The sequence below is a fragment of the Peptostreptococcus sp. genome (assembly GCF_977045075.1).
This window is the reverse complement of record NZ_CDRRTB010000059.1, coordinates 1-10,750: the sequence shown is the minus strand read 5'-3', so window position 1 is coordinate 10,750 and position 10,750 is coordinate 1. Positions and strand designations below refer to the sequence as shown.

The window sequence follows — 10,750 nt, the reverse complement described above, 5'->3', positions numbered from 1 at the left end:
GTATTGGGAAGTAATGGGTCAGTGGTTCCACTCTTCAAGTCTCAAATCCAGGCAGGTGGTCCTGTAACTGTTACCCACAAGGATATAATAAGGTACTTTATGACTATACCAGAGGCAGTTGCACTTGTAATGCAGGCAGGTGCCATGGCATCTGGCGGGGAAATTTTTGTCCTTGATATGGGAGATCCAGTAAAGATAGATGATTTGGCGAGGAATATGATAAGACTTAGTGGTTTTGAGCCGGATGTAGATATAGATATAGTCTACACAGGTTTAAGGCCTGGTGAAAAGCTATTTGAGGAGCTTTTGATGGCTGAGGAGGGTCTAAAGGTTACAGACCACAACAAAATATTCATAGGCAAGCCACAGGAGTTTAATAGGGAAGAAATCTTTAGCCAATTAGAAGATTTAAAGTTGGCTTCAGATGATGAAGATACCCAAAGAGTAATGAGTTTGATAAAGAAGTTGGTTGATAGCTACAGGAAGCCTGAAGATGTCAACAAGTTAAGATAGAGGAGAAAGTTATGTCAAAAGCAGCAAGGGCTACCGTCCTTTTGATGATAGTTACAATAGTATCCAAGATATTGGGTCTATTTAGAGATAGCGTCTTGGCATCGGCCTATGGTACAGGAAAGTATGCCGCAGTATATTCAACTGCCAACAGTATTTCGACAATACTTTTTGCAGTAATAGGTACAGCTCTAGCCACGAGTCTAATCCCCCTATATAATAAGTTAGCAAGTGAAGACTCTACAGAGAGGGCCATGGGATTTTTAAATTCAGTTGTTAATCTTGTAGTGATAGTCTGTCTATCAATAGCTGGCCTAGGTATAATCTTTGCAGGTCCCTTGGTTAAGGTATTTGCACCGGGTTACCAGGGTGATGTATATACCTTATGCGTTCAGTATACAAGAATCTTACTACCAAGTATTGTCTTTGTAGGTTTAGCTAATATATTTACATCCTACCTTCAGATAAAAAAGAGGTATGTTATACCAGGTTTTATTGGTATGCCTTATAGTATAATTATAATAGTATCTATATACCTGAGTTTAAAGACAAGTCCAATGGTACTAGTAATAGGTACCCTAATAGCTATTTCAGCTAAGGCTTTATTTCAGCTTCCTTTCGTATACAAGGAAGGCTATAGGTACAGACCTAAGATTAATCTTAAGGATCCAGTTATGAAGGATATGATGATTCTTATATTACCGGTTGTCATAGGTGTGGGTGCCAATCAAATAAATTCAATAGTTGACAAATCTCTAGCTTCATTGCTAGGTACAGAGGTAGTAGCTTCCTTTAGTTATGCTATAAAACTATATGAATTTGTTCAGGCCCTATTTATAACCTCTATACTTGCTGTAATATACCCAAGACTTTCTAGCATGATAGTTTCTGATAGGATGGATAGCTTCCTAAATAGCTTAAAGAAGACCATGAATGTAATAATTGTGGCCTTAGTGCCCATAATAGTAGGCTGTATAGTCCTTTCTAGACAGATAGTTGAGGTACTTTTCCAAAGAAATGCCTTTACATCTAAAGATACCACTATGACAGCTAGTATATTATGGATATATGTAATAGGTATTTTGGCCTTTGCCCTAAGGGATGTCCTTACTAGGGGATTCTATTCTATGGAGGATAGCAAGACTCCTATGATTAACAGTATTATATCAATTGTATTTAATATAAGCTTGAATCTGATACTAGTTAAACCTCTAGGCTATAAAGGCTTGGCAATTGCCACGGCAGTTTCAGCTTATATAGGTCTCCTCCTTTTCAATCGTAGTATGAGAAAGAAAATTGAGGGCTACTCCTCTAGGGACAACTATATTGTCTTCGTAAAATCTCTTTTTGCTGCCCTAATAATGGGACTGGGCGTTAAATTAGTTTATGGTATAGTGGCTAGCAGTCTAGTAGGAGGCCTATTATTTAAGCTTATTGCTCTGGCTTCAGCCGTTGGAGTTGGTGTAATCATATATGCTCTAATAATGCACTTCCTAAGGGTAGAAGAGTATGAAATGATTTCTGACATGTTCTTTGGAGTGGTAAAGAAGAAGGTTAAAAGGTTACAAAAATAACATAAAATGTAAATATATATTCAGTTAAAAGAAGGTAAAAGTTACAAATTGTAATTTTTACCTTGCTTTATTTGTGGACATATGGTAGAATTGTAATTGTTGAAGGATATATTTAACCAAAGGAGGCAGAGATGCAGTTTAAAAAGAGAACAAACAAAAGAATAATTGCCATAGCCTTAGCGACATTTGTTTTGTCATCAAGTGCTTTTATGTATTCAACAAGTGTAAAGGCTGATGAACAAGTTGAAGTAATAACAAGCCAACAAGCCGTTGTAGATAGTCAGTCCACTAGTGACGCAGAAGTAGTCACTACTGATGCAAGTAGTCAGACAGCAAGTACACCGGAAGAAAGCCAGTTGGAAGTTACTCCAAATGAAAATCCGATAAAGGCTGCTAGCAGTGGTTTTAATGGATTTGTAAAGGAAAATGGCAAGTGGTATTTCTATGTAAATAATGTACAGAAAAAAGGATGGATAGAGTACAAGGGTAACAAGTACTATATTATAAACACATATGAACTTCCACAGAATATGTGGAGAAAAATCAATGGATACTTATACTATTTCAACAAGGATGGTATAATGATCAAGGACCAGAGAATTAGCATTGATGGTAAAGAGTACCAGTTTGACCAGAATGGTCATATGGTAAACCTTGATTCTAGTAAGAAGCTAGATGAAGTAAGTGCTGAACAGCAGAAGCTTTATGATCTAGGTCAGCAGACCCTAATAGAGGCAGCTTCAACGAAGAAGAATGGTGTCCTATATGAAGCTGGTAAGTACTATAGGTACCAGGATGGTAAAAAGGTAAGAGGATGGTACAAGGAAAACGGCAAGTGGTACTATTTCTTAAATACCTTTAATAGGGCAGAAAATCTATGGAGAAAAATAGACAACAATCTTTACTATTTTGACCAGAATGGTGTGATGTTGACAAATACTACTAAAAACATAAACGGTGTTACATACAAGTTTAACGCTGGTGGTAGTTTGGCGTCTAGCTCTTCGCAGATCAAGATAAACAAGGTAATTGAGGTTGCCAAGTCAAAGATAGGTTCTAACTATGTATGGGGTGCCCAGGGACCAAATACTTTTGACTGCTCAGGTTTAATGCTTTATTCATTTAGTAATGGTGCAGGAATTACCCTACCAAGAGTATCTAAGGACCAGGCTACTGTAGGTACATATGTATCTAGGGCTGAATTAAGACCAGGAGATTTGATTTTCTGGGGTTCACCAGTTCACCACGTAGCACTTTATATAGGTAATGGAAAGTATATACACGCTCCACAGCCGGGGTCTACAGTTACAATAGCCAACTTGGGTGGTTATACAACTGCAAGAAGAGTAATACAGTAAAGTAAGTCTAATTTATTGACCTAAAATATATAGCAATTTAATCTATGAAAATATTGCGACTATAATCGACATTAACTTGTTGCATTATAGTCGCATTTTTTGTATAAATAACTATTTTCACCAGTATGTAGTAGCTACTATAGATTTTATATATAGCATAAATATATATATTCGATTTATCTATAATTATTGTTTAATGAAGAATCTTATAGTAGTATATAAAGCATAATATAAAATAACATCTTAGAAAGAAATTATATTTCAATTTGGGTGTTTATTACATACTGGCTAGTTGATGTTTTATTAGGAGGAAAAGAATGAAAAAGAAAATTTCTTTTGTCGCAACACTAGCTCTAGCCCTTAGCATGCTGCTATCATCTATGGCTAACTTGGGTACAGTTAAAGCCCAGGATTCAGAAGTCAGGGCAGCGTGGATATCTACGGTATTCAATATAGACTGGCCTTCAAAGGCTTCTTATGGTAATGCTGAGAAGCAGAAACAGGAGTACATCAGTCTAATCGAAAGACTAAAGAATGTAGGAATAAACACCCTAATGGTCCAGGTTAGGCCAGAATCAGATGCATTTTATAAGTCAAATATTAGCCCATGGTCCAGGTTCCTAACAGGTAAGCAGGGACAAAATCCAGGCTATGACCCCCTACAGTTTATCTTAGAGGAGTCTCATAAGAGGGGGATGAAGGTACATGCTTGGTTTAATCCATATAGGGCAAGTATATATGACGATATTAGCTCTACATCAGCATCAAATCCCATAAATACTCATAGGGATTGGGTAATCAAGTACAACGGAAAATGGTACTATGACCCTGGTAAGCCAGAGGTAACTCAGTATATAGCAGATGTGGTAGCAGAAGTAGTTGAAAATTATCAGGTTGATGGAATACATTTTGATGACTACTTCTATCCAGGACCAGGTTTCCCAGATTCCGATACCTATAACAAGTACGGAAGTGGAAATATTGAAAACTGGAGAAGGGCCAATATAAACAATATGGTCAAGACTGTAAGGGATAGGATAAAGTCAATAAACTCTAATCTTGTCTTTGGAATAAGCCCAGCCGGTATATGGAGGAACTCGAGCAATGATTCGAATGGTTCCAGAACTAGTGGGGGAGAATCATATAACAAGCAATATGCAGATACTAGGTACTGGATTAAGAATGGTTTAGTGGACTATGTTGTACCACAGGTATACTGGAAGATAGGGCATCCAAAGGCGGACTATGCTACCCTTGTAAAATGGTGGTCAGACCAGGTAAGGGGCACAGGAGTAGACCTATACATAGGTCAGGGTATCTACAAGCATGGTCAGTCTGAATACAATGGTGAAAATGTAGCAGCAGAAATTAAAAGTCAGATAAACTTAAATAGAAAGTATAAGGATATAAAGGGAAGTGTATTCTTCTCTGCAAGAGATGTAGTAAATATAGGACAGGTTGCAAATGATCTTAAGGCACTGTATACGACAACTACATCAACGACAACTACTACTGACCAGCAGGCAGATCCTAATAGGAGGTACCCATATCAGAATAAATTATGGGGTGCAGATAGGTCAGAAACTGCTATAAAGATAAGTCAGCAGGGTTGGAAAAGTGGATCATCAACAGTAGTATTGGTAAATGGTAAGGACCTAATTGCTGGAGTGGTATCGAGTCCACTGGCAGCAAGCTACAATGCCCCAATATTACTTAGCTATCCAAGAAAGCTTAGTGACAACACAATAAAGGAGATTAAGAGACTAGGAGCCAAGAAGGTAATCCTTGTAGGTACAAATAACTTTGCAATCAACAAGGACCTTGCAAGTATCAAGGAAAAAATATCTAATGTGACAATAGAAAAGATATATAGCTCAGATATAGAGGTGGCATCTAGGCAAATTGCAGATAAATTAGCAGAAGACAAGCAGGTAGATACAGTCTACATAGCTAGTAAGGATGCCCTAGTGGATGTTTTATCAATAGCATCTAAGGCAGGCAAAAATAGGAGTCCTATTATAGTATCTTCAAATAAGTCTATAAACCAGGATTCAATTAATTGGATAAAGAACAGACAGATAAAAAACATATACTTTATAGGTGGTCCTAATGTACTATCAGATTCAGTTATAAGTCAGCTAGGATTAGCCTTAAATATGGACCTAAGTTCAAATAGGATTTATGGTAATGATAGAATTCAAACCAACACAAGGGTTATAGAAAAATTCTATACACAGCAATTCTCACCAAAGGTATTTATCACTAGGAGTGATGCACCGATAGATGCAATTACAGTGAGTGCCTTTGCTCAGAAGTCTGATTCACCAATAGTATTGGCAGGGTCTAGTGTATCCGTGTACCAAAAGGATGTCCTATATCCAAGGAGTACTAGCCTCCTATATCAGATAGGTGGAGGCATAAATGCTAATTCATACAATCAGATATACAATTTGCTTGAAGGTGTCATGAAATAGGTAAATAAAACATAAACACCCTCGAGTATAAAATTGGTATTATTCGTTATACGATTGATATAAATAAAATACAAGGGGGTGTTTTTTAATGAATGATGCATTATTAAAAATCGTAGTAGCCATAAATGGTATACTATGGGGAAAAATTCTTATCGTTATCCTTGTCGGATGTGGTATATTCTTTACTATATCTTTAAGGGGTATCCAGTTAAGAAAATTCTCGAAGGCATTTAAACAGGCTTTCAAGGGATTTAGTTTAAAGGGGGAAAAGGCCGGGAAAGACGGTATGTCATCATTTCAGTCTCTTGCAACAGCAATAGCTGCCCAGGTTGGTACAGGTAATCTGGCAGGTGCTGCAACAGCGATCGTCTCAGGTGGTCCAGGTGCAATATTCTGGATGTGGATCAGTGCCTTTTTCGGTATGGCGACAATATTCGCCGAGGCTGTTTTGGCCCAGTTATTTAAAAAAGAGGTAAATGGACATGTTACTGGTGGTCCAGCCTACTATTTAAGATATGGCTTAAACAGTAAATTTTTATCGTCATTCTTTGCAGTGACTATTGTATTGGCCCTGGGTTTTATAGGTAATATGGTTCAGGCCAACTCTATAGGTACAGCTTTTGAATCAGCTTTTCATATAAGCCCACTAATAGTTGGTATCGTGTTAGCAATTATATCTGGATTTATCTTTGTTGGTGGTGTTGCTAGAATAGCTTCTTTTACGGAAAAGATTGTACCGATAATGGCAGGCTTCTATATCCTTGGTGGTATCATAATACTTGTAATGATGGGTTCAAGCACGCTAGACGCTATTAGACAGGTATTTGTTGGAGCCTTTAACCCAAGTGCCGTTCTTGGTGGTGCTGCAGGTGTAACTGTTAAGAATGCTATTAGATATGGTGTTGCTAGAGGTCTATTCTCTAATGAAGCAGGTATGGGTTCAACACCACATGCCCACGCAATTGCCAAAGTAGACGATCCTACTCAGCAGGGTCTAGTTGCCATAGTAGGTGTATTTATAGATACTTTTGTAGTATTGAATATAAGTGCCATAGTTATTATAGCTACTGGTGCTAACCTATCAGGTGAGACTGGTATAGCTGTAACTCAGAAAGCCTTTGAGACAGGTTTCGGATCCTTTGGTTTAGTATTCGTTGCCATAGCCCTACTATTCTTTGCCTTCTCAACTATAATCGGTTGGTATTTCTTCGGTGAAGCCAATGTTAAGTACTTATTTGGAGAAAAAGGACTGACACCTTATAGACTAATAGTACTTGTATTTATAGTTTTGGGTACATGTCTACATGTCGAACTAGTTTGGGAGCTAGCAGACATGTTTAATGGTATTATGGTAATACCAAACGTAATAGGTCTAATAGGCCTATCTAAGTTAGTTAAGCAGGCCCTTGAAAAGGCCGAAAACAACAATATACTATAGTTGGTTAAAAGAAATCAATTGTTGTTAGAAAATAAAATTTAGATATTATCTTAAAAAATATTAACACTTTTACTTTGCAAAATATAAAATCGGGCTAATTTGATTCATATCAAATTCAGCCCGATTTTTTGTTGATTATTAATAAGGAGTATTCCTATTGTAGGGAATTAGTCTAGTATTCAATGTCGTCAAATATAAACTGCTTAAGGAACTTAACAGAGTCAGGATCATACCTGATTACCCATCCGTAGTTTAGGTAAGAACCGTTAGTTGTATATCTAGGATTATCTACAAGAGGGAATTCCTTCTGTTTTATATTATCAGTTCCTATCTTTAGAGCTTCTAGTCCAAGTTTTATCATCTTAGTTGGTGACATACTTGAATCAATGTATGGGGCAGCAGCCTTTAATAGTAGTGGGTACTTTAGGATGGATGTATTCTTTACTTCCTTCATTATGCTAGAAACTATCATCCTCTGTCTATTGTCCCTACCAAAGGCCGAGTCATTGTGTCTTATCCTAGCATAGGATAAGGCCTGGTAACCATTTAGTTTTTGAGTGCCGGTAGATTTTACCAGTTCCATCTCTCCCTTGTTCTTATTTGTAGACCATGAATATGTCTCTGGGATAAACTTGTTGAGCTCGGCAAGCTCATTCTGGGTAACATCAACTGTGACTCCACCTATACTATCTATAATAGCTATAAATGACTGGAAGTTTATCTTTACAAATTCATCTATATCTATATCGAAATTATCTTCAACCGTTCTAATTAAGAGATCTTCCTTACCATAGGCATAGGCATGTGTCAACTTTGATTTACCATGCCCCGGTATAGTTACCAAGGTATCCCTGGCTAGGGACGTTATTTTTATGTCATCATGCACACTATCTACAGTAACAATCATCATAGAGTCAGCCCTCGATGTGGTTTCACCCGGTCTAGCATCTGTGCCCATTACTAAGATGTTCTTGATGCCGTCCTTATATATATGGGACTTGTCATCAAGGCTAGTAGTGTTAATATCTGAGTTGTGAATATCACTAAGAATAGATCCAGTTAGGGCAAAGGTTCCAACAGGAATCAATATAACCAACAAGAGTAAAAGTCTGACGAAATTTCTAAGTTTAAACATCTGAACACCTACCTTTCTCATTGATTGTACAATATTAATATTAAATTAACCATAATTAAGAAAAAAAGGGTGACTAGCACTTTTGTAATAGAAGTCAAATGCTAACACCCTTGTTATTATCTAATATTATATTAACTTTTAAAGCAGGTCACTAAATTAATTAGAATTGTATGCCCCTGACATATAATCTGAATCATTTATATACTGGGTATGGTTTCCAGCTTCCTTCCATGCCTGCCCAGCTTCTTTAATTTCATTTGCTGTAGATTTTATATTATCAAATATATACTTGTGTAAAATATCTACCTCGTAGCTTTCAAATGGAATTACATAGCCAGCTTCAGGTAACCTTACTTCATTTTCTGGATGAAGAGGGAACTGCATAGTATCAATTGTTAGATTTCCTATAGAAAGGACATCCTTACCTAGGTACATTATCTCAGTAGGGGTCATATTAGTCTTGACATATGGTTTAACGGCATCAAGTAGCTTTGGGTACTTGGATATAGATATGCCATCAACCTTGTGTATAATGGCTTCTATCACCTTTCTCTGCCTGTCATCCCTCTGCATAGTACCATCGCTCTTTCTTATTCTGGCATAAGTAAGAGCTTGATAGCCTACTAGGGTTTGCTTACCGGTCTTGCTAAAGTACTTTAGAGGGCCATTTTTATGGTTGCTCCAACGATAGCATTCGGCTACGAACTTATTTAGCTCTGGTATTTCTTCACTTTTAATATTTACATCCACACCACCCAGGGCATCGACTATGTCCATAAAGGAAAAAAAGTCAACCTGAGCATAGTTCTGTATATCCAACTTAAAGTTGTCTTCTATTGTTTGTATCAATAATTTTTCCTTGCCATAGGCATATGCATGAGTTAGCTTTTGATAGCCGTGCTTAGGAATCTTCACATATGTATCCCTACCTAGGGATGTTAATTTAAGCTTCTTGTGCTTATTATCTACAGTCAAGATCATCATGGAGTCTGATCTTGAAACCTCTTCACCAGGTCTACCATCACTACCAACTAAAAGTATATTAATAATTTCGTTATCATACTTGTATTTATTTGAAGCTAGCATATCAAAATTACCATCTATTTGCATGCTTTTTAGTTTTGAGTATACAACCCCGGCAAATGTGATTGGGATTGCGACAACTAGTACTGCTAGAAAAATTACGAATTTTCTAAGAGCAGACAAAAAATCACCTTCTTTTCTCTAAAGTTACATAAATTATTATATTGAATTTCTTTTCTCTAAAGTTACATAAACTATTATAGTAAATATCATTTGACTAGTAAAGAGGATATGGAAAAATATTGTATTTTTTTATTGGATTTAACTAGGGGTGAGTATATGATATAATGTTATAGATAATAAATACAATAAGGAGGCTTTATGATAAAATTAATAACTGTAGACATGGATGGAACCTTCCTTAATGATGACAAGGAAATGAGTCCGGAATTTGACAAGGTTTTTAAGGCCTTAAAAGAAAAAGGAGTAAAATTTTGTGCAGCAAGTGGGAGGCAACTTGCCAGCCTTAAGTCTGTATTTGATAAATATAAGGACCAGATGCTATTTGTAGCTGAAAATGGTGCTGTGATGGAGATAGATGGTCATGTAATAGTAAATGCTACCCTAACAAGGGACATAAGCGATAGATTCTTGGCAAGACTAAAGGAATTAGATGATATGCGAATTCTTTATTGCACATCGGACTATTCCTACATAGATAGGACTGATGATGAGTCTCTAGAAAATGCGAGGATATACCTACCAAAATTTGGTATAGTAAAGGATGTGGCCCATATAGAGGAGCTACCAGTCAAGATATCAGTCCATTCGAAAAATGGATATTATAATGATTTTAAGCTACTGGTAGACGAATTTTCTGATGAGGCCAGCATATGCACGTCTGGATTTGACTGGCTGGACATAGTGCCAAAGGGGACTAACAAGGGTACAGCCATAGCCAAGATGCAGGGAATGCTTGGAATTAGCCCTCAAGAGACTATGGCTTTTGGTGACCAGATGAACGATTTTGAAATGATTAACCAGGCTTATTATAGCTATGCTATGGATAATGCTATAGATGAAATTAAGCAGATAGCCAGGTATACTGCACCTAGCAATAAGGACTATGGGGTGGTATCGGTACTTAAAGATGTTTTTGCTATTGATTAGTGAGAGGTAGTTGGATATGGGAAAGAGTACGAGGACAAGAAAGGGTCAAAATAGGAATACAAGATCTA

The 10,750-nt window shown here is 36.9% G+C and carries 8 protein-coding genes; 6 read left to right on the top strand and 2 right to left on the bottom strand.

Features of this window, described 5'->3' with window-relative positions:
• From ACW6OJ_RS05740 to ACW6OJ_RS05720, 5 genes are all read left to right on the top strand, one after another.
• Window positions 1–513 (top strand): polysaccharide biosynthesis protein (locus ACW6OJ_RS05740; protein ID WP_456096001.1); only part of this gene is annotated, 513 nt, incomplete at its 5' end.
• Window positions 514–524: 11 nt separating this feature from the next.
• Window positions 525–2,084, top strand: a complete 1,560-nt coding sequence (gene murJ / locus ACW6OJ_RS05735) for a murein biosynthesis integral membrane protein MurJ (RefSeq protein WP_314515958.1) — start codon at window positions 525–527, stop codon at window positions 2,082–2,084.
• A 131-nt stretch (window positions 2,085–2,215) separates the two neighbouring features.
• Window positions 2,216–3,442, top strand: a complete 1,227-nt coding sequence (locus ACW6OJ_RS05730) for a C40 family peptidase (RefSeq protein WP_293427077.1) — start codon at window positions 2,216–2,218, stop codon at window positions 3,440–3,442.
• A gap of 317 nt (window positions 3,443–3,759) precedes the next feature.
• A complete protein-coding gene (locus ACW6OJ_RS05725) occupies window positions 3,760–5,916 on the top strand; it encodes a family 10 glycosylhydrolase (protein ID WP_455104624.1) in 2,157 nt (718 codons plus the stop codon).
• An 88-nt stretch (window positions 5,917–6,004) separates the two neighbouring features.
• Window positions 6,005–7,354 (top strand): alanine/glycine:cation symporter family protein, encoded by a 1,350-nt coding sequence (locus tag ACW6OJ_RS05720; protein WP_455104625.1) that lies wholly within the window; start codon window positions 6,005–6,007, stop codon window positions 7,352–7,354.
• A gap of 172 nt (window positions 7,355–7,526) precedes the next feature.
• Here ACW6OJ_RS05720 and ACW6OJ_RS05715 read toward each other — a convergent pair whose 3' ends face one another.
• Both ACW6OJ_RS05715 and ACW6OJ_RS05710 read right to left on the bottom strand, forming a co-directional pair.
• Window positions 7,527–8,489, bottom strand: coding sequence for an LCP family protein (locus ACW6OJ_RS05715; RefSeq protein WP_456096000.1), 963 nt, complete (start codon window positions 8,487–8,489; stop codon window positions 7,527–7,529).
• Between the two features lie 156 nt (window positions 8,490–8,645).
• On the bottom strand, window positions 8,646–9,695 hold the full coding sequence (locus ACW6OJ_RS05710) for an LCP family protein (protein WP_455104627.1): 1,050 nt from the start codon (window positions 9,693–9,695) through the stop codon (window positions 8,646–8,648).
• Between the two features lie 198 nt (window positions 9,696–9,893).
• On the opposite strand from ACW6OJ_RS05710, the gene ACW6OJ_RS05705 reads away from it, so the two are divergent.
• On the top strand, window positions 9,894–10,682 hold the full coding sequence (locus ACW6OJ_RS05705; RefSeq protein ID WP_455104628.1) for a Cof-type HAD-IIB family hydrolase: 789 nt from the start codon (window positions 9,894–9,896) through the stop codon (window positions 10,680–10,682).
• Window positions 10,683–10,750: the final 68 nt, after the last annotated feature.

Coding starts and splice junctions, on each gene's coding strand:
- murJ (WP_314515958.1), top strand. CDS start 525: ATGTCAAAAGCAGCAAGGGCTACCGTCCTTTTGATGATAGTTACAATA.
- ACW6OJ_RS05730 (WP_293427077.1), top strand. CDS start 2,216: ATGCAGTTTAAAAAGAGAACAAACAAAAGAATAATTGCCATAGCCTTA.
- ACW6OJ_RS05725 (WP_455104624.1), top strand. CDS start 3,760: ATGAAAAAGAAAATTTCTTTTGTCGCAACACTAGCTCTAGCCCTTAGC.
- ACW6OJ_RS05720 (WP_455104625.1), top strand. CDS start 6,005: ATGAATGATGCATTATTAAAAATCGTAGTAGCCATAAATGGTATACTA.
- ACW6OJ_RS05715 (WP_456096000.1), bottom strand. CDS start 8,489: ATGTTTAAACTTAGAAATTTCGTCAGACTTTTACTCTTGTTGGTTATA.
- ACW6OJ_RS05705 (WP_455104628.1), top strand. CDS start 9,894: ATGATAAAATTAATAACTGTAGACATGGATGGAACCTTCCTTAATGAT.